At 59.8% G+C, this 18785-nt stretch carries 18 protein-coding genes; 9 read left to right on the top strand and 9 right to left on the bottom strand.

Features of this window, described 5'->3' with window-relative positions:
- Nucleotides 1-72 precede the first annotated feature (72 nt).
- On the top strand, nucleotides 73-945 hold the full coding sequence (gene trxA, locus KDX39_RS22930; protein WP_043305250.1) for a thioredoxin: 873 nt from the start codon (nucleotides 73-75) through the stop codon (nucleotides 943-945).
- Nucleotides 946-1002: 57 nt separating this feature from the next.
- On the opposite strand, the gene KDX39_RS22925 is transcribed toward trxA, so the two are convergent.
- Entirely contained in the window at nucleotides 1003-1356 is a 354-nt protein-coding gene (locus KDX39_RS22925) for a hypothetical protein (protein WP_231661894.1), read from the bottom strand.
- Between the two features lie 61 nt (nucleotides 1357-1417).
- A complete protein-coding gene (locus KDX39_RS22920; RefSeq protein WP_099227132.1) occupies nucleotides 1418-1840 on the bottom strand; it encodes a nuclear transport factor 2 family protein in 423 nt (140 codons plus the stop codon).
- Nucleotides 1841-2104: 264 nt separating this feature from the next.
- On the opposite strand from KDX39_RS22920, the gene KDX39_RS22915 reads away from it, so the two are divergent.
- From KDX39_RS22915 to KDX39_RS22895, 5 genes are all read left to right on the top strand, one after another.
- Nucleotides 2105-2692 (top strand): DUF2796 domain-containing protein, encoded by a 588-nt coding sequence (locus KDX39_RS22915; RefSeq protein ID WP_231661893.1) that lies wholly within the window; start codon nucleotides 2105-2107, stop codon nucleotides 2690-2692.
- Nucleotides 2693-2761: 69 nt separating this feature from the next.
- Entirely contained in the window at nucleotides 2762-3472 is a 711-nt protein-coding gene (locus tag KDX39_RS22910; protein ID WP_231661892.1) for an ABC transporter ATP-binding protein, read from the top strand.
- A gap of 1 nt (nucleotide 3473) precedes the next feature.
- Nucleotides 3474-4739: an ABC transporter permease gene (locus KDX39_RS22905; protein ID WP_099227135.1), complete on the top strand. Its 1266-nt coding sequence runs from the start codon at nucleotides 3474-3476 to the stop codon at nucleotides 4737-4739.
- A gap of 11 nt (nucleotides 4740-4750) precedes the next feature.
- On the top strand, nucleotides 4751-5272 hold the full coding sequence (locus tag KDX39_RS22900; protein WP_192021108.1) for a DUF3299 domain-containing protein: 522 nt from the start codon (nucleotides 4751-4753) through the stop codon (nucleotides 5270-5272).
- Between the two features lie 104 nt (nucleotides 5273-5376).
- The gene (locus KDX39_RS22895; protein ID WP_231661891.1) at nucleotides 5377-6063 is read left to right on the top strand and encodes an OmpW/AlkL family protein; all 687 of its coding nucleotides are present in this window, start codon (nucleotides 5377-5379) and stop codon (nucleotides 6061-6063) included.
- Between the two features lie 323 nt (nucleotides 6064-6386).
- Here KDX39_RS22895 and KDX39_RS22890 read toward each other — a convergent pair whose 3' ends face one another.
- The 4 genes from KDX39_RS22890 to KDX39_RS22875 form a co-directional block, all read right to left on the bottom strand.
- Nucleotides 6387-7316 carry an NAD-dependent epimerase/dehydratase family protein gene (locus KDX39_RS22890; protein WP_231661890.1) on the bottom strand — a complete coding sequence of 310 codons (930 nt, stop codon included), beginning with the start codon at nucleotides 7314-7316 and terminating at the stop codon, nucleotides 6387-6389.
- Entirely contained in the window at nucleotides 7309-8193 is an 885-nt protein-coding gene (locus tag KDX39_RS22885; RefSeq protein ID WP_004883728.1) for a sugar nucleotide-binding protein, read from the bottom strand. Before KDX39_RS22885 ends, KDX39_RS22890 begins: the two co-directional genes overlap by 8 nt.
- A 116-nt stretch (nucleotides 8194-8309) precedes the next feature.
- Nucleotides 8310-10598: a mechanosensitive ion channel family protein gene (locus tag KDX39_RS22880; RefSeq protein ID WP_231661889.1), complete on the bottom strand. Its 2289-nt coding sequence runs from the start codon at nucleotides 10596-10598 to the stop codon at nucleotides 8310-8312.
- A gap of 124 nt (nucleotides 10599-10722) precedes the next feature.
- Nucleotides 10723-11076: a DoxX family protein gene (locus KDX39_RS22875; protein ID WP_231661985.1), complete on the bottom strand. Its 354-nt coding sequence runs from the start codon at nucleotides 11074-11076 to the stop codon at nucleotides 10723-10725.
- A gap of 281 nt (nucleotides 11077-11357) precedes the next feature.
- Between KDX39_RS22875 and KDX39_RS22870 the strand changes: the two genes are divergently transcribed.
- Nucleotides 11358-12176, top strand: coding sequence for an alpha/beta fold hydrolase (locus KDX39_RS22870; protein WP_231661888.1), 819 nt, complete (start codon nucleotides 11358-11360; stop codon nucleotides 12174-12176).
- A gap of 169 nt (nucleotides 12177-12345) precedes the next feature.
- Here KDX39_RS22870 and KDX39_RS22865 read toward each other — a convergent pair whose 3' ends face one another.
- Both KDX39_RS22865 and KDX39_RS22860 read right to left on the bottom strand, forming a co-directional pair.
- Nucleotides 12346-13194, bottom strand: a complete 849-nt coding sequence (locus tag KDX39_RS22865; protein ID WP_231661887.1) for an ureidoglycolate lyase — start codon at nucleotides 13192-13194, stop codon at nucleotides 12346-12348.
- 38 nt (nucleotides 13195-13232) lie between these two features.
- Nucleotides 13233-13967, bottom strand: coding sequence for an SDR family oxidoreductase (locus KDX39_RS22860; RefSeq protein ID WP_231661886.1), 735 nt, complete (start codon nucleotides 13965-13967; stop codon nucleotides 13233-13235).
- A 338-nt stretch (nucleotides 13968-14305) separates the two neighbouring features.
- On the opposite strand from KDX39_RS22860, the gene KDX39_RS22855 reads away from it, so the two are divergent.
- Nucleotides 14306-15118, top strand: coding sequence for a class I SAM-dependent methyltransferase (locus tag KDX39_RS22855; protein WP_231661885.1), 813 nt, complete (start codon nucleotides 14306-14308; stop codon nucleotides 15116-15118).
- A 207-nt stretch (nucleotides 15119-15325) separates the two neighbouring features.
- The gene (locus KDX39_RS22850; RefSeq protein WP_231661884.1) at nucleotides 15326-17614 is read left to right on the top strand and encodes a TonB-dependent receptor; all 2289 of its coding nucleotides are present in this window, start codon (nucleotides 15326-15328) and stop codon (nucleotides 17612-17614) included.
- Nucleotides 17615-17626: 12 nt separating this feature from the next.
- Here KDX39_RS22850 and KDX39_RS22845 read toward each other — a convergent pair whose 3' ends face one another.
- Entirely contained in the window at nucleotides 17627-18757 is a 1131-nt protein-coding gene (locus KDX39_RS22845; protein WP_231661883.1) for an ROK family transcriptional regulator, read from the bottom strand.
- Nucleotides 18758-18785: the final 28 nt, after the last annotated feature.

The following is an 18785-nucleotide window of genomic DNA, read 5'->3' as shown; positions in this document are numbered from 1 at the left end:
GCCGAGACATCCCTTTCAGCATTCCCCGGCGAGCTTTATAGTTGGCGGCATTCAGATTCTCCGAGACGCGCCATGAGCCAGGACACTGCTTACATCTTCGATGCAACCACGGCGACTTTCGATCAGTTGGTGATCGACAAGTCATTCGACCAACCCGTGCTGGTGGATTTCTGGGCCGAGTGGTGTGCGCCGTGCAAGGTGCTGATGCCCCTGCTGCAACAGATTACCGAGAGCTATCAGGGCGAATTGCTGCTGGCCAAGGTGAACTGCGACATCGAACAGGACATCGTCGCCCGTTTCGGCATCCGCAGCCTGCCGACCGTGGTGCTGTTCAAGGATGGCCAGCCGGTGGACGGTTTTGCCGGTGCCCAGCCGGAGTCGGAAATCCGCAAGATTCTCGAGCAGCATGTGGTCATGCCACCGCCGCCCGCTGCCGATCCGCTCAAGCAGGCCCAGGAACTGTTCGCAGAGAGCCGTTTTGCCGACGCCGAAGCCATGCTCAAGGTCGTGCTGGGGGAAGACAACACCAACGCGGCGGCGCTGATCTTGTATGCGCGCTGTCTGGCAGAGCGTGGCGAGCTGAGTGAAGCGCGTCAGGTGCTGGATGCCGTCAAGAGCGACGCCCACAAGGCTGAACTGGCGGGCGCCAAGGCGCAGCTGACTTTCCTTGCCGAAGCCGCGACGCTGCCGGATGCTGCCGAGCTGAAAAGCCGTCTGGCGCAGAATCCGCAGGACGACGAAGCGTCCCATCAACTGGCTATCCAGCAACTGTCCCGTCAGCAGTACGAGGCAGCGCTGGATGGACTGCTCAAGCTGTTCATCCGTAATCGCAACTACGCCGAAGGCCTGCCGCACAAGACCCTGCTGCAGGTGTTCGACCTGCTGGGCAACGACCATCCGCTGGTGACGATGTACCGTCGCAAGCTGTTCGCAGCGCTGTACTAAGCAAGACGTTGGCCGGTGCCGGTATCCGAAAGATGCCAGACGCCGGCCGGCATTGAATCATTTGGCAGCGACCCAACTGTACAGAGGCGCATCCGCTCCGCTCTCGACCTTCACGTTCGCGCAATGCCGCAAGCGCACCAGCAAGCGTTTGCCCGCTGCCGTGCTGCCCGCCACGCCTTCCAGTTGCGCCAGCAGGTCCGGCCCGCTCATTTGTCCGGCCTTTTGCAACAGGTCCTGCGCCACCTGCCAGCTCTTGTCGTCCTGATTGACCGGCCTGCTTTCGACAACGACTGCCGCCGCTTCAGGCACCGAGGCCTTTAACTGCGCACCCAGTTGAGCCCAATCGCTTTCGTCCAGCTCCAGAGTCAAATCCACCGGCCACTGGCCCACGGTCCCACGAATACGCAACATGATATGCACCTGCTGACAGTCAGACGCACATGCTCCCACACGTGAGCGCGTATTCCCACGCTCAGTCGCACAGCCAGCGACTCATCAATAAATCATCGCCCATCATGAAGCTGCCGAACGCCCTGATGTCGTAAACGTTTTCCCAGTGCTCGACGATTTTCCCATCACGAAAGCGCCACAGACCGCAGAACGGCATAGCAATTTTCCTGCGTTCGCAGGTGGCGCGCATGTACCCCATGACCGAACCGAAGTGATCGTCGGCGACGATCTCGTGAACGTCCATATACAGGGTCTGGCGGGTGTGCTCGATCAGGTCCAGCTCATGGTTCTGCACCGATCGCCTGCCGATGACCATGGACAATCCGCCCGTGGCGCCTCGGTCTGCCTTATGCAACACAATATCGTGATCCGCGAACTCGGCGATGCGGGCCAGATCCTTGTAGACCGCACGCAGGGTTTCGACGTTGGGATGAAGCTTTTTCATGAGAGGTCTTCCTTGAGGCGGTGCAGGTCCCAGAGTGTATGGCTGCCACTGACGACGCATCCTGCATCCACTCAGTGGCTACCCATTCAGGTTAGGATCTGACGACCCTGTTCGTGAGAACGGTTCGGCATAATTCAGACCTGTGCTATTCCAGCCCTCGTTACTGGAAGCACCGTCGTTCAGGAAAAAACACCTCACCCCACACATGACTTGTTATAAGATCACATAACGATTTTTCCCGAAAACCGCTCACCGGAGTCTGTTATGCGCCGTTTGCTGCTCGCCCTGCCCTTCGCCCTGCTGCCACTCGCTGTCGCCCACGCCGCCGAAGAACACGATCACGATCACAGTGCAGAACACGGCAGCCTTGGCGCCCATGAGCACGGTGTCGGGCGCCTGGACGTGGTGCTGGAAGGCAAGACGCTGGAGTTCGAGTTCGACAGCCCGGCCATGAACATTGTCGGTTTCGAGCACGAGCCGACATCCGCTGAAGACAAGGCCAAAGTGGCCAAGGCTCGCGAGCTGCTGCTCAAGCCCAATGCGCTGTTCAGCATTGCCGATGCCGCCAACTGCTCGGCCACTTCGGTCAAACTCGAGAGCCCGCTGTTCGGCGATAAGGATGCTGATCACGAAGAACACGCCAAAGACGGCGACACAGATCATCATGAACACAGCGAAATTCACGGCACCTACAAATTTGTCTGCGATGCACCTGCCATCCTGAAAAAGCTGGACCTGTCGCAGATATTCAAAACATTCCCCGACACCAGGAAGCTTCAGGTACAACTGATCTCGCCAAGTGGCCAGTCGGGTGCAGAAGTGATTGCAGCGAACCCTACGCTGAAGTTCTGATCCTCCTTCGCAGCACAACGACCGGGCCTGGCCCGGTCTTTTGATTTTCAACCGAGCGTGAGTCAGGCCATGACCCAAGCACTGATCGAGCTGTCCGACCTGAGCTTCAACTGGCCGGGTCAGCCGCAGCTTTTGGATATCCCCGAATTTCGCCTGGAAACCGGCGAAACCCTTTTCCTCAAAGGTCCGAGCGGCAGCGGCAAGACGACGCTGCTGGGCCTGCTGGGCGGCGTGCAAAAACCCGTCAGCGGCAGCATTCGCCTGCTGGGGCAGGAGCTGTCGAGTCTGTCGGCAGCGGCGCGTGACCGTTTCCGTGTCGATCACACCGGCTACATCTTTCAGCAGTTCAACCTGCTGCCGTTTCTGTCGGTGCGCGAGAACATCGAACTGCCCTGCCACTTTTCCAAAGTCCGCGCCGAGCGTGCAAAACAGCGGCACGGCAGTGTCGAAAAAGCCACGACCACCCTGCTCACCCACTTGGGTCTGAAGGATCCGGCCATGCTGACACGACGTGCAGATTCGCTGTCCATCGGTCAACAGCAACGGGTCGCCGCCGCGCGCGCCCTGATCGGCCAACCGGAACTGGTGATCGCCGACGAGCCTACCTCTGCGCTGGACGCCGATTCACGCGAAGCCTTCATTCGGCTGCTGTTCGCCGAATGCCGCGAAGCCGGCGCCAGCCTGTTGTTCGTCAGCCATGACCAGAGCCTGGCACCGCTGTTCGATCGCAACCTGTCACTGAGCGACCTCAATCGCGCCGCTGTTGCCGTGGAGATTTGAGATGTATCTGTTTCGTCTGGCCGTGGCCAGCCTGGCCAACCGCCGCTTCACCGCTTTCCTGACCGTATTCGCCATCGCCCTGTCGGTTTGCCTGCTGCTGGGCGTCGAGCGGGTACGCACCGAGGCGCGTGCCAGTTTCGCCAGCACCATCAGCGGCACGGATCTGATCGTGGGTGCACGCTCCGGCTCGATTAACCTGCTGCTGTATTCGGTGTTTCGCATCGGCAATGCCACTAATAACATCCGCTGGGACAGCTTCGAGCATTTTGCCGAGAGCAAGCAGGTGAAATGGGCAATTCCGATTTCACTCGGCGACTCGCATCGCGGCTACCGGGTGATGGGCACCAACGCATCGTACTTCGAGCACTATCAGTTTGGCCGTCAGCAGCACCTGGAACTGGCTGAAGGACGTGAATTCAAGACCGATCCCTTCGAGGTCGTACTCGGTTCAGAGGTCGCCAAAGCACTGCATTACAAACTGGGCGACAAGCTGGTGCTGGCTCACGGCGTAGCGGCGATCAGTCTGGTCAAGCATGACGACAAGCCGTTCACCGTGGTCGGCATCATCAAACCCACCGGCACGCCGGTAGACCGTACATTGCACATCAGTCTGGGCGGCATGGAGGCCATTCACATCGACTGGCACAATGGCGCGCCCGCTCGTGGCAATGAACGCATCTCTGCCGATCAGGCACGCAACATGGACCTTACGCCGACCGCCATTACAGCGTTCATGCTCGGTCTGAACAGCAAGATCTCGACCTTCAGCCTGCAGCGCGAGATCAATGAATACCGTGGCGAGCCCATGCTCGCGATTCTGCCGGGCGTGGCCTTGCAGGAGCTGTGGAGTCTGATGGGCACGGCTGAAAAAGCCCTGTTCGTGATTTCGCTGTTCGTGGTGCTGACGGGACTGATCGGCATGCTGACGGCAATTCTGACCAGTCTCAACGAACGCCGGCGCGAGATGGCGATTCTGCGGTCGGTCGGAGCCAGGCCCTGGCACATCGCAAGCCTCCTGATACTCGAGGCTTTCGCGCTGGCGCTGGCAGGAGTTGTCAGTGGCCTTGCACTGCTCTATATCGGTATCTTCGTGTCTCAGGATTACGTAATAAATACTTACGGTTTGTATCTCTCGCCTATGCCACCTGGCCAATATGAATGGAAATTGCTGGGTGGCATCCTCGCTTGCGCGCTGTTGATGGGAACCGTGCCAGCCTGGCGGGCCTACAGGCAGTCACTGGCAGATGGTCTGTCGATTCGTTTATGAGGACCTTCATAATGCGGCGCATGCTACTCACTCTGCTGCTCTCGGCTTCCACATCACTGTGGGCCGCCGAGCCGCGTGTACTGACCTGGGCCGAGATGATTCCGCCTGATGCACCTGTCGTGAAACCGGTGACCACACCGATGCACGACTTGTCGAAGATGTCCGATGCACTGGCCATGGAACAAGCACCCGCGGCCAGCCAGCTGGCGCCTCATGCGCCGGTGGTCAAGGCACTGGATGGCAAGCAGGTGCGTTTGCCGGGTTACATCGTTCCACTGGAGGTCAGTGAGGAAGGCAGAGTGATCGAGTTTTTGCTGGTGCCGTATTTCGGTGCCTGCATCCATGTGCCGCCGCCGCCGGCGAACCAGATCGTGCATGTCACGAGTGAGCTGGGTGTGAAGGTTGATGAGCTGTATCAGCCGTACTGGATCGAAGGACCGATGCAGGCCAAGTCGTCTTCAAGCGAACTGGCAGAAGCGGGTTATCAGATGCAGGCAGACAAGATTTTTGTCTACGAATTGCCAGACACGTGAAGAGAACGGGGTTCCCAGCGATTTCATTGAGCTGAGTCAAAGTCGCCGCTCGACAGCGCTTTAACATTCCGCCCATAAATTTCGACTGATTTCCTGGAGCCCCAATGAACAAATACCTGCTTCGCGCCTCGCTCGTCGCGCTCGCCATCGCCGCTCCCACTGCTGCCAATGCATACGAGGCTGGCGACTTCATCGTTCGCGCTGGCGCGGCGCACGTACAACCCAACGAAGACAGCGGCGAGGTCCGACTCGACGGCTCCAAGGTTTCAGGCACCAAAGCCACGCTCGACGGCAACACACAGCTCGGCCTGACGTTTGCCTACATGCTGACCCCGCACATCGGTATCGAACTGCTGGCCGCCACACCGTTCAGCCACACCGTTGCGGTGAAGGGTCTGGGCCCGGGCCTTGACGGCAAGCTGGCCGACATCAAGCACCTGCCCCCGACCCTTTCGTTGCAGTACTACCCGATGGAGCCGTCCTCCAGATTCCAGCCTTACGCGGGCGTGGGCATCAACTACACCATGTTCTTCGACGAAGACCTGACGGGCAACCGCAAGAACCAGGGCTTCAGCAACCTCAAGCTGCAGGACTCGGTCGGCCTGGCTGCGCAACTTGGCATGGACTACATGATCACCGACAACGTGCTGGTAAACGCCTCGGTCTGGTACGTCGACATCAACACCCAGGCAACGGTGGACGGACCGTCGGCACTGGCGGTCGGCAGGACCAAGGTGGATGTGGAAATCGACCCGTGGGTCTACATGGTCGGCGTGGGTTACAAGTTCTGATCCACCGCGCTCCAATCGTTTAAAACAGAAAGGCACCCGGACGGGTGCCTTTGCTTTTATGGGCGTTCAACAACAAACTCGCCAGGCACCTCGCGCACCACCATTCCGGGGCGCTTATCCACATCGTTTTCGTCCTGCATGCCGTAGGCCCGCTGTAAAAGGGCGACGGATACCAGGAGTCGGTATGCGGGCTGAGAAGATCAAAAGTCGCAGCTACAAAAAAGACAGAATGATCTACCGAGCGCGGACGCGGAGCAGCCTGGGCGGCACGCCAACCCGGAGCATCGGCACGATCGGGGTGCCGCTTTAACACTGAGCGTGGATCAGCGTTCCATCAACAGCGCCAGCCCCGTGTTTAAAGGCGTAGGTTCGTCGATGTTGAAGTGATCGAGGAGCCGCTGATTGCTGGCTCGCGAGTGTTTGATATCGCCTGAGCGCGGAGCCTGATAGCTGACCTGCGGTTGCTTGCCTGTCACCTGCGCCAGCGCGGCGAGCAATCCGTTGAGCGAGGTGGTCTGGTTCAGGCCGACATTGACGGCACCTTCGATGGCGCTATCCAGATTTAGTCCCTGCAGCAGCAGCTTGACCAGATCGCCGATGTAGAAGAAATCGCGGGTCTGCTCGCCGTCGCCGAACACAGTGATGGGCAAGCCCTTTTCGATGCGCTCGGCAAAGATGCTGATCACACCGGAGTACGGCGACGAAGGATCCTGACGCGGCCCGAAGATGTTGAAGAAGCGGAAGACCACCGGTTCAAGACCGTGCTGGCGACGATAGAAGTCCAGGTAGAACTCGCTGGCCAGCTTGTCCGATGCATAGGGCGTCAGGGGGGCTTTGGTAGTCTCTTCGGTGATGGCCTGGCCTTCGCCGTTATTGCCATAGACCGCCGCGCTGGATGCAAAGACCACTCGTTTAATGCCTGCCTCGCGCATGGCTTCGCAGACATTCAGTGTGCCGATGAAATTGCTCTGATGGGTACGCACCGGGTCGTCCACCGACGCCTGTACCGAGGCCACCGCCGCCAGGTGCACAACCGACTGACAGCCCTGCGCCGCTCGCTTGACCAGCGCAGCATCCGCGACATCGCCCACGATCAGCTCGACCTTTGGATTATCCAGCGGCAGGTTGCTGCGTTTGCCCGCCGACAGGTCATCGAGAATGCGCACGGCATACCCGCAAGCCAACAACGCGTCGGTCAGGTGCGAGCCAATGAAGCCCGCACCGCCAGTGATCAGAACAGGAGCATCAGACATGTCGGTAGTACCGATCCAGCAGGCTTGGCAGACCGGCGCGCCAGGCGCGGGGCTTGATGCCGAAGGTATGGAGAATTTTCTTGCAGGCCAGCACGGCGTGCTGCGGCTCTTCGCCCGCATCGGGACGAGCGGCATGGGCCTGCGCGGTGGGTGACTCGACGGCCAGCGGATGCAGCAGGCGTGCTTCGGTGAGCACCGCCTGTCCCAGCGCCAGCGGCGTAGTGGCCTCGTGGCCAGCGTAGTGGTAAGTGCCCCACAGCGGCGCTTCGCAGTCAAGTTGCTTGAGCACTGAAATGAGCACGCGGGCTGCGTCGTCTACCGGCGTCGGATTACCACGACGGTCATCAGCCAGCAGCAACTCCTGGGGTTTCTCGGCACTCGACAGAAAACGGCCCAGCACGCCATCGGCGCTGTCATCCAGCAGCCAGCCGAAACGAACCAGCACGTGTTGCGGACAGGTTGCACGTACGCTTTGCTCGATACGCCACAGCGCCTGACCGCGAAGGCCAAGCGGCACTGGCTCGTCCTTTTCACTGTAGGCAGTGGCACGCGAGCCATCGAAGACTCGATAGCTTGAAGGCTGGACCAGCGTGATGTTGTGGTGCTGACACAATTCGGCCAGCCGCTCGACGGAGCGTTCCTGGCGGGTCAGACGCGCTTCACTTACCGTCTCCGCCTGAAACCAGTCGAAGTAGTAAGCAAGGTTGATCAAGGCATCGGGACGGGTGTCATCGAGCAGTTGCGTCAGGCTCGCTGCATCCCAACCGTCTTGCGGTGGACGCGGCGCGAGGAAGCCAATGTCTTCTTCGGCACCCAGACGAATCAACGCCTGCCCGAGGGCATTCCCGCCGCCCAACAGCATAAGGCGCATTCGCATAGAGTCAGCAGGCTCGGTATCAGAATCATCAAATAGATAAATGAAAAACGCCTGCAAACATAACACGTTGGCCGCCAACCCCCAACAGTTGCGCAGCCTGGCGGGTTAATGACGCGTTACGTGGCCGCCGGACCCGGCGCACCGCCGCCCTTGGGCAGGCTCAGCGGTGCCGGGGACGCCGGTGGTGCTGATGGCGCTGGCGGCCCTTCGGCTTCGGTACCGGCCTGTGGCGAAGCGATGCCAGGGCTCATCACCATCTGTGGATAAGTCTGGGCAAAGCGTACGCTGGGGTGTTTATCCACAAGCCGCTTGAGCCGCTCGTTGAAGGCACGACCCACCGCGTATTGCCCGCCGGATGAGGTGCGGAACTGCGCAGTGAGGACCACACCGTTGAGGTCCATGCGGTCCACACCGAATACTTCCAGCGGACCTTGCAGGTTGTTCTTGAGCAGAACGTCTTCGGTGATCGAATGGCCGACTTCACGGATCAGCGACAGCGCATCATCGATGTCCGAGTCGTAGGTGAACTGTACCGAGAAGAACGCATAGGCAAACTGGCGGGACTGGTTGGTGACGGCCTTGATCTGTCCGAACGGCACCGAGTGCACGAAGCCCTTGCCATCTCTCAGGCGTACGGTACGAATGGTCAGGCTCTCGACCGTGCCGGAGTGCCCGGTGCTGAGCACCACCCAGTCGCCGATGGAAAAGGTGTCTTCAACGATGATGAACAGGCCGGTAATCACGTCCTGGACCAGTTGCTGCGAACCGAAACCGATCGCCAGACCGACCACACCGGCACCGGCCAGCAACGGCGCGACGTTGATGCCCAGGTTGGCCATGGTGGTGATTGCGCAGATCACTACCAGCACGATCTTCACGGCGTTACGCAACAGCGGCAGAATGGTCTTGACCCGAGTGCTCGGCTGACGACCGCTGCGATGGTTGATCGGCGGCTTGAGCGCCTCCTGGATAGCCGTGTCCAGCACGACCCACAACAGCCAGGTCACCAGGAAAATCAGACCGATGCTGCTCAGCGATTCACTGATGACCCGGCCCAGGGTATTGCGCTGGGCGAATTCGAACATCGAAAAGCCCCAGATCCGGCCCAGTACTTCGATGAAGGTGATCGCCAGAGCGATGCGCATCACCGCATACACCAGGCTCAGCAAACGCGCCTTGTACACATGCCCGCCGCGCCCGAGCTCCTCGGCAGGCTTGAACATGTGCTGGAAAACGGTGCTCATGAACACCGTGGCAATCAGCAGGATGGTGGTGAACAGGGCGCAACGCAGTGCCTCCTGACTGTCTTCGCCGGCACCGATCAGGTTGATGGCCGACACCAGAATCATCAGCAGAATAGGCAGGTGCCACAGGTTCGAAAAGATTTTCAACGACTGCTGCAAGGCCGGGCGCTGCAGACGGCTGCTCAACGAACGGTTACGAATGAGGTGGGCCACCGGGCGACGCACCTTGATGATCAGCATGCAGAACACGACCGAGGCGAACAGACCGGTGAACACGGCCACACTGGTGGTCACGTTGCTGCCCAACTGACGGGCAATCTGCGGGCTGGTCAGCGCATCACTGAGCGCCGCCAGAAAGCCGACCACAAACAAAGGCCTGGGCGAATAGCGGCGGATCATGCGCACCGCAGCACGCTTGTGCCCGGAATTGAACATCACGATCACGCACAGCAACACCGATGTCGAGACAATGCCGCTGCTGGTGGCGTAGGCAAAACACAATGCCAGAGCCCGTCCGACCGACGAGGGCATGAAGTGACTGACGTAGAGCGTCAGGGGCAGACAGATAATGGCGGGCAGCGTGAACGGCAGGACGTACTTGAGCAGCGCCTGACTGCGCTGGCGCACACGCAGGAACGGCGTCCGGCAAAGACGCACAGCCACGAACCGCCCGACGGTGGTCAGGACCGCGAAGGCACCGATCCAGACGAAAGACAGAATCAGGAAATCGCCGACGACACTCCATGGCGAACGCGTGGTGCGCTTGTTGACCAGTTTTTCGATTTCGTCGGCCGCACGGTCAGCGCGCAACCGCCAGGCGTCCAGCAGATTCTCATCGAGATTGAGCTTGTCCTGCACGTCATCGATGCTGGTGCTGATCGCTCCCAGCAAGCCCCCCTGCACGAGCAGCTCGGCTGCAGGTTCGGTGGCTGCGGGGTCTGCCTCATCCGCCGGTTTGGCATCGGCCTTGTCGGTTGCCTTGTCGGTTGCCTTGGCATCGGCCTTGTCAGCCGCTTTGCCATCCGGTTTTTCGGCGGCCTTGTCGTCGGCGGGAACTGCCGCACTCATGGGCAATGCAGGTACATCCGCCGCCTGAACATGGAAACTGCCCGTGAACAACAGCAGACCCGTAAGGATCAAGGTTTTCAGCTGAGACGCCACGCAGTTTTCTCCTTCGATGGACAGGCAGGGCTTCAACCCCAAGGAACTGATTCCTGTTTGCGTGGCAAGTTCGGTTTTGACACTGTAAATAGATGAGCCGATGTTTCAGATGGCCTTGTGCCTGTTAACGCCTGCGCAGCGCCTTGCCGATAACCAGCGGGCCGGGGCCGGTGATTGCGAGCCCGGCAAAGAGGATCATCAGCAGCCAGGCGAATTGTCCCTGTTCCAGTGACCATTCGGGGTGAACGAAGAGCACCGCCACGGCCAGCACTGCCAGGACCGGCAGACACGCCAGTCGCGCCCACACGCCGAGTATCAGAAGCACCGGGCAAATCACTTCGGCAAAAACAGCCAGCCCCAGCGTCAAGGTGCCGCCGAGACCGAACGGGTCTTCGATGCGTTGTACTTCCACACTCCAGTTCATCAGCTTCGGCAATCCGTGCACCTGCAGTAACAGCAGCGAAACACTGACGCGCATGAACAGAAGCCCCCAGGCCAGCAGCGCCTGAGTGCATTTCGGCGACACGCCGGACTGAAGGTGCGATGCGTTGGGCAACATGGTCTAGGATCTCTCGGGCAGGCTGGGCATTAGTGAATTATGCGGCGAGCCGGTCGCCGAAAATTGTTTTGATGTGCCGAGTTCGCAGACAGGCAGATGGGCACATACACGCAATTACTGCGAGCGGACTGGATCGATACTGCTGCACTGCGCCCGGACAACTGCGCCAGCCCGATCAACCCGACACGAGAGAGAACTGCATGAGCACTTTCAAGACAAAAGACGGCACCGAGATCTATTTCAAGGACTGGGGAACGGGCAAGCCAGTGCTCTTCAGTCACGGCTGGCCGCTGGACGCGGACATGTGGGAATACCAGATGGAATACCTCAGCAGCCGGGGCTATCGCACCCTCGCGTTCGACCGTCGCGGGTTCGGCCGCTCCGACCAGCCCTGGACCGGCTACGACTATGACACCTTCGCCGATGACATCGCCGCGCTGATCGAACACCTGGACCTGCGCGACGTGACGCTGGTGGGCTTTTCCATGGGTGGCGGTGACGTGACCCGCTACATCGGCCGCCACGGCACCGGCCGTGTCGCCAAGCTGGCACTGCTGGGTGCGGTGACACCCTTTTTCATGAAAACCGATGACCACCCGCAAGGCGTGGACAAGTCGGTTTTCGATGGCATCAAGGCAGGTCTGCTGAAAGACCGTGCGCAATTCATCGCCGACTTCGCCACCCCGTTCTATGGCACCAATCAGGGCCAGACCGTTTCTGAAGGCGTGCTGACCCAGACGCTGAACATCGCACTGCTGGCTTCGCTCAAGGGCACCGTAGACTGCGTAACTGCGTTCTCGGAAACCGACTTCCGTCCCGACATGGCGAAAATCGACGTACCCACGCTGGTCATTCATGGCGACGGCGACCAGATCGTGCCGTTCGAGGCAACCGGCAAATTGGCTGCCGAGATGATCAAAGGCGCTGAGCTGAAGGTCTACTCCGGCGCACCGCATGGCTTTGCGGTCACCCACGGTCAGCAGCTCAATGAAGACCTGTTGGCGTTTTTGGCTGATTGATGCCCACGCCGGCTGCCTGACAGTTCACCAGACTGTGGGAGGCGAATTGCCGGCGATGGTTTCGGTTCAGTCACTGAGATAGCGCCTGAACAAACGCATCGCCGGCAAGCCGCCGTCCGCAATAAGCAGCGTTTACCCCGTCAGCCATGCGCTGACTGAAGAGACGGGGTCAATCGGCCTGCACGGTCAGTTGATTCTGCTCACCCAGTCCGGCGATTCCCAGGCGAATGCGCTGGCCCGCCTTGAGAAAGACCGGTTCCGGCTTCACGCCCAGGCCCACACCGGGCGGTGTGCCGGTGGAGATGACGTCGCCCGGCTGCAGGCTCATGCAGCGGCTCAGGTAAGCAATCAACTGCGGGATGTTGAATACCAGCGTGCGGGTGTTGCCGTTCTGATACCGATGACCGTCTACTTCCAGCCACAGGTCCAGCGAATGAGGGTCGGCAACCTCGTCGCGGGTCACCAGCCAGGGACCGAGCGGACCGAACGTGTCGAACCCCTTGCCCTTGTCCCAGGTACCGCCGCGCTCCAATTGCCATTCACGCTCGGACACGTCGTTGATCACGCAATAACCCGCCACATGCTCCATGGCATTGGCTTCGTCGATATTGCGCCCGCCCTTGCCGATCACCACACCCAACTCCACTTCCCAGTCGGTCTTGACCGAGCCTCGGGGAATCTCGATGTTGTCATTCGGGCCGCAGATGGCACTGGTCCACTTGTTGAAAATGACTGGTTCCCTGGGCACCTCCATATTGGACTCAGCCGCATGGTCGGCGTAGTTCAGGCCGATGCACACGAACTTGCCCACGTGGCCGACACAAGCCCCGATGCGTGGCTGGCCTGTGACCAGCGGCAGGCTCACGGGATTGATCGTTGCCAGGGCGGCAAGACCGGCCGGGGTCAGCACATCGCCGGCAATGTCTTTGACATGGCCGGACAGGTCACGAATCTGATTGTCGGCGTCCAGCAGGCCGGGCTTTTCCGAGCCTTTGTCTCCGTAACGTAGCAGTTTCATCGGGTTCTCCTGTTGTCTGTCGAACATGCAAACCGGGGTCAGACGCTCATGCCGCCATCAATGACGTGCACCGCACCCGACGTGTATGAAGACGCGTCAGAACCAAGGTAAAGGACCAGTTGCGCGATTTCCTCGACACTGCCTATCCGTCCCATCGGCTGGCGGTCGACGAACTGTTGATAGACCTGAGCCTCGCAAACACCTTGCTGTTCGGCCTGGGCCGCGATGCGCATCCGCAGCGAAGGCGAATCCACCGTACCCGGACAAATGGCATTACAGCGAATACCCTGCCCAATGAAATCTGCCGCCACCGACTTGGTCAGTCCGATCACTGCCGCCTTGCTGGCAGTGTAGGCGAAGCGATTCGGCACGCCCTTCACACTTGAGGCCACCGATGACATGTTGATGATCGAACCGCCGCCACAGGCAAGCATGCCGGGCAGAAACGCCTGAATCATGCGGTACATGGCTGTGACATTGAGGTCCATGGAGCGCTGCCACACGGCCTCGTCGCAGTCCAGAATAGTTCCTGCGTGCACGTATCCTGCACAGTTGAACAGCACATCCACCGTGCCGATCCGCTCGCAGGCCAGCCGAATGTCCTGCGCCGACGTCACGTCCAGCCGAACGGCTTCAATTCCGTCAATGCCTTGCAGATTGTGCAGATCGATGTCGGTCGCAATGACCTCGGCGCCAGCGCTTGCGAACGCCTTGGCACTGGCCAGGCCAATGCCCTGCCCCGCCGCCGTGATGAGGACTCGCTTGTCGTTCATGATGCTTCTCCTTGCGAAAGAACAGCACCGACAACCCTAGTTTGCCAACACCCTGCATGCCGAGAATCGGACCGATGCCGCTGATTGACGCAGAACTGAAAAGTCTGCACGCAGACGCCTTCATTTCGATGACGCCGACCGGGCTTACTGCGCAGATACGGTCGAAGCTAACGCGGCAAACCTTTCAGATGCCTGAACGTAAAAGCCAATGAGCGGATTGCCACATTGCGTTTTCTTAATAAATCGAATCTGCGGTTGGTGATAAAAACGGTCGATCTGCAACAGCGCAAGCAGCGCTGAATAACGCCCTCGTTTTCTACCCGCCGGAGGTTCCTCGCATGAACGACTATCTGTTAGGTCATTCTTCAGCAGAACTGGAACGCCTTAAATTCCAGGCGAACATTCTGTCGCCCATCACCACGCGCCTGTTGATAGAAAGCGGTCTGGAGCAAGGCATGCATGTGCTGGACCTCGGCAGTGGCCCTGGCGACGTCGCCATGCTGGCGGGCAGGCTTGTCGGGCCGAACGGCAGCGTCACGGGAATCGATCGCAGCCCGGAGGCCGTCGAACTTGCAAACTTCAGAGCCGCGGAAGCGGGGTTGAGAAACGTCAGGTTTGAAGTCTGTGATATTCAGGACTTTCAGAGCCCGTCACCTTTCGACTGCGTCGTGGGGCGCTACGTGATGATTCATCAGAGCGATCCGGTCGCTTTCCTGCGTCAGGCGGCAAGCCTGGTCAGGAAAGGAGGAGCGCTGGCGCTCCATGAGGTGTTCATGTCGGGCACGCCGATGGAGTCGTTTCCAGATATTCCCATGCTGACCGATGCGGGGCAATTGATCGCCGCGGCATTCGACACCGGTGGCGTGCGCCACGCTACGGCGGCACACCTGGTCAAACACTTTTCAGAGGCAGGGCTGCCTCAACCTGAACTCTTTTGCCAGCGACACATTGGAGGGGGTGAGCACTCCTTCATGTACCACTGGGCCGCAGAAACGTTGAAAACCGTTTACCCGCATCTGATCAGTATCGGGCGGGTCACCGCCGACCCGGCATACCTCGAAACATTTGAAGATCGCTTGAAAGCCGAGGCAGTGGCTAGCCATGCACAGATTATTGGACCGAACCAGATCACCGCCTGGGTCAGATTATGACGACCGGCGCTTGAGAAGAAAAATCGAGGTGCAACGCCTGCGGTCATAATTAATACACATCATGAGTACTAATATCACAGCCAGTCGAACGGCCCCTGCGCTTCGTGCGCCGGGGTCGTTCTTTTTTTAGCTGGCAAGCGGCGTCCAGACCAAGGCTGAGCCTGCTCCAACCAGCGCAGAATCCTTGATGTCATCAGGAAAAACGTCATGAACAACTGTTCGATAGCGCGCTCCCGTCGATTTCCGGTCACCCGTCTTGCGCTGCTTGTCTCTCTGAATTCAGTGTGCCTGTTCAGCCCGCCGAGCCAGGCCGATGAAATCCCTGCGGCACCCACTGACGAAGCGGCAACGACGCTAGGCACGGTGTCGGTCATCGGGCAGGGCGAGACGCGGCAGGTGCAGCGTGTCACGCAGAAAGATGTCGAGGCCTATTCCGCCGGCACAAGCCCGTTGAAAGTCCTGCAGCGCCTGCCTGGGGTCAATTTCCAGTCCGGCGATCCGCTGGGGCGTGAAGAAGGCAGTCAGCGCATCAGCCTGCGCGGATTCGACATGCACCACTTGGGCTACACGCTGGACGGCGTCACGCTGGGCAACATGAGCTTCGGCAACTTCAACGGCCTGAGCATCACCCGAGCGATCATTGCCGAGAACATCAAGGCCAGCGAAGTGGCACCGGGCATCGGGTCGTTGGGCACCGCATCGAACAGTGATCTGGGCGGCACCATCCAGTTCACCACGTCCGATCCGGACAAGGAGTTCGGCGCACGCCTGTCGCAAACGCTGGGCAGCTATGACACCCGCCGCGAATTCATTCGTGTGGACACCGGCGAGTACAACGGCCTGTCGGCCTATGTGTCGGGCGAAAAATACGACGCAGATGCCTGGAAAGGCCATAACAATCCGCAGCAGTCGGACGCGGTGAACGCCAAGGTCAATTACAACTTTGGCGACAACCGCATCAGCTTCTTTCACAGCACCTCATCTCACGACGAGGCCAACCTGCCTTCGTTGTCGCAGAGCATCATTCAGCGACTGGGGTACAACTGGAGCTACTACACGCCGGACTGGACTCGCGCGGTCAATGCCGCCAACGGTATTTACACAGGCGGCGTGACCAGCGCGTCCGACGCAACTTACAACGCCAGCAGCCTGCGCGATGACGAACTGGACATTCTCAACGGCAACCTCTCCCTTACCGACGATCTGGTGCTGGATACCACGGTCTATCACCATCACGACTCCGGGCGGGGCAACTCGTATTACCCTTTCATCTTCACCAGCGGCTCGACGACGGTGCCCAGCAACTCGATCCGCAGCACGGTGTATGGCATCGACCGTACTGGCTTCCAGACGTCGCTCACCTATTACCTGGGCCAACATGAAATCCAGGGCGGCTTCTGGATTCAGTCGAACAAGAACGACATCGCCCGCTACCTGTTTGATACCACCAACGCAACGCCGCAGAACCACATCGTCAAAACCAACGGCCTGCCGTTGGCGGCCACCGTACTGGATCAGAATTACAACGACCTGACCCGACAGTTTTACCTGCGCGACACCTACACCCTGCTCGATGACCGATTGAAGCTCGAGTTCGGCGCCAAGAACACCGTGACCACGTCCACTGCCAGAGGCAAGGGCGGTGGTTATGCCAGCGGTTCGCTGGAAGCGCGGGATCGATTCCTGCCGCAAGCAGGTGCGACGTACAAGCTCGACGACGAGGACGAAGTCTTCACTTCCTACTCTGAGAATATGGCCGCATTCCCCAGCGGCGGCTACAGCCCGTTCTTTACCACGCAGGCCGCCGTCGATGCGCAAAACGGTTTCAAGGACCTCAAACCGGAAACCTCAAAGACCGTGGAACTGGGCGTGCGGCGCAGCACTGCGCTGTATTCGGCCTCGGCGGCGATCTACAGCACGAAATTCGACAACCGTCTGGTGGCCATCACCAATTGCACCGGCATTGTGATCTGCCAGAACGGCGTCGCCAATGTCGGGTCGGTGACCAGCCGGGGCATGGAATTGTCATTCGGCCTGACACCCGATGAGCACTGGCGCTGGTCCAACTCCCTGTCCTACAACCACAGCACTTACGATGACGACTACGTCAGCGCAGGCAATACGGTAGCGGTGAAAGGCAAGACGGTCGTCGACACGCCGAAGCTGATGTACGCCAGCAACCTGGACTGGAACTGGGAGCACTGGAACGCAGGCCTGCAGGGTAACTACCTCAGCAAGCGCTATTACACCTACACCAACGACTCGAGCGTCAGCGGCTACTGGGTGGCGAACGCCAATCTGGGGTATGACTTCGGCAAACTGGGCGCGGTGAAAGACACGAGCCTGTCGCTGAACGTGGTCAACCTGTTCGACAAACGTTACATCTCCACCCTTAACACCGACGCCAGCGCAGCCACCGATCCGTTGGGCAACCTGCAGATTCTGCAGGTCGGTACGCCGCGCAGTGCGTTCGTGACATTGGGCGTGAAGCTCTAGGGCAACCTGCGTTCAGACGAAAAAACGTTCCTTGAGAGGCACCAGCGCTGCACCGATGGCTGCGGCATCGCCATTGGCTTCGCTGAGCAGCAGTTGCGGACGCGGTGGCGGTGCCTGATAACGATGCGTACCCCAGAAGGTGGTCGACGCGATCAGACGCCGTCCCAGCGCAGGCGGCAACTGCCCGCCGAACACCACGGCCTGAGGATCGAACAGACCCGCCAGCGCATTGACCAGACGGTCCAGCGTCGGCTGGGTGCGTTTGATCCAGGTTTCGACACCCGGCCAGTCAGGATCGAAGCGCGCGCGCAGGTCCTCGACAGAGTCCACTTCAATGCCATTTGTGTGCAGTTCCTCGACCAGATAACGCAACGCCGGTCGATTGGCCGCCTCCTCATCGGTGTAGAGCGTGATCTCGCCCGCGTTGCCATGACTGCCGAAGTAAGGCTTGCCGTTGATGACCACGCCAGCGCCGAAACCGTAATTGAACGACAGGTAAATGAAGTTGCTGGCCCAGGCCCCTGCGCCCACCAGGCTCTCGCCGATAGCGGCCGTGGTCGCGTTGTTTTCGAGCCAGACTGGCATCTTGAACCGCTCTTCCAGCACAGGCTGCAGATCCATCAACGACCAATCGCGCAAAGGCTCTGGCGCATTGACCTGACGGTTTTCGAGAAAGAAGCCCGCGATGGCGAAGCCCATGCCCACCACCCGCTCGGGCTTTATGCCGTTGCGCTGCAGGATCCGTTCGATGGTCTTCTGCAGCGCGTCCAGCGTGCTGTTACGGCTCAAAGGCGGCGTACGCAGGACCACCTGCTCCAGCATATTGCAGCTCAAATCGGCCACGCAGACCACCGCAGACCCGGTGTTGATCGAAACACCGATGGAATAGACCGCCTCGTTCACCAGTTCGATGCGCGGGCTGGGCTGACCACGGCCGTTCCTGACCCGCTCGCCACTGCGCAGCAAGCCCCGACCGATCAATTCCTCGATCAGTCGGTGCACGGATTGCTGCGCCAGATCCATTTCTGCCGAAACGGTGGCGCGAGTGATCGAGCCCCGACGACGAAGGATATCCAACAGTTTGCGTTCATTGAGGCTCAGCGAAGGGTGTGTATCCGGTGGAGTATCGAGATCAAAGGGCATGGGTTCGACAGTCAGAGGGGTGATTAAA

Origin of the sequence: Pseudomonas sp. CDFA 610, assembly GCF_021147865.1 — a bacterium.
GTDB classification, from domain to species: Bacteria; Pseudomonadota; Gammaproteobacteria; order Pseudomonadales; family Pseudomonadaceae; genus Aquipseudomonas; species Aquipseudomonas alliivorans.
This window is presented reverse-complemented; position numbering and strand designations above follow the sequence as displayed.

Coding starts and splice junctions, on each gene's coding strand:
- trxA (WP_043305250.1), top strand. CDS start 73: ATGAGCCAGGACACTGCTTACATCTTCGATGCAACCACGGCGACTTTC.
- KDX39_RS22925 (WP_231661894.1), bottom strand. CDS start 1,356: ATGTTGCGTATTCGTGGGACCGTGGGCCAGTGGCCGGTGGATTTGACT.
- KDX39_RS22920 (WP_099227132.1), bottom strand. CDS start 1,840: ATGAAAAAGCTTCATCCCAACGTCGAAACCCTGCGTGCGGTCTACAAG.
- KDX39_RS22915 (WP_231661893.1), top strand. CDS start 2,105: ATGCGCCGTTTGCTGCTCGCCCTGCCCTTCGCCCTGCTGCCACTCGCT.
- KDX39_RS22910 (WP_231661892.1), top strand. CDS start 2,762: ATGACCCAAGCACTGATCGAGCTGTCCGACCTGAGCTTCAACTGGCCG.
- KDX39_RS22905 (WP_099227135.1), top strand. CDS start 3,474: ATGTATCTGTTTCGTCTGGCCGTGGCCAGCCTGGCCAACCGCCGCTTC.
- KDX39_RS22900 (WP_192021108.1), top strand. CDS start 4,751: ATGCGGCGCATGCTACTCACTCTGCTGCTCTCGGCTTCCACATCACTG.
- KDX39_RS22895 (WP_231661891.1), top strand. CDS start 5,377: ATGAACAAATACCTGCTTCGCGCCTCGCTCGTCGCGCTCGCCATCGCC.
- KDX39_RS22890 (WP_231661890.1), bottom strand. CDS start 7,316: ATGTCTGATGCTCCTGTTCTGATCACTGGCGGTGCGGGCTTCATTGGC.
- KDX39_RS22885 (WP_004883728.1), bottom strand. CDS start 8,193: ATGCGAATGCGCCTTATGCTGTTGGGCGGCGGGAATGCCCTCGGGCAG.
- KDX39_RS22875 (WP_231661985.1), bottom strand. CDS start 11,076: ATGCGCGTCAGTGTTTCGCTGCTGTTACTGCAGGTGCACGGATTGCCG.
- KDX39_RS22870 (WP_231661888.1), top strand. CDS start 11,358: ATGAGCACTTTCAAGACAAAAGACGGCACCGAGATCTATTTCAAGGAC.
- KDX39_RS22865 (WP_231661887.1), bottom strand. CDS start 13,194: ATGAAACTGCTACGTTACGGAGACAAAGGCTCGGAAAAGCCCGGCCTG.
- KDX39_RS22860 (WP_231661886.1), bottom strand. CDS start 13,967: ATGAACGACAAGCGAGTCCTCATCACGGCGGCGGGGCAGGGCATTGGC.
- KDX39_RS22855 (WP_231661885.1), top strand. CDS start 14,306: ATGAACGACTATCTGTTAGGTCATTCTTCAGCAGAACTGGAACGCCTT.
- KDX39_RS22850 (WP_231661884.1), top strand. CDS start 15,326: ATGAACAACTGTTCGATAGCGCGCTCCCGTCGATTTCCGGTCACCCGT.
- KDX39_RS22845 (WP_231661883.1), bottom strand. CDS start 18,757: ATGCCCTTTGATCTCGATACTCCACCGGATACACACCCTTCGCTGAGC.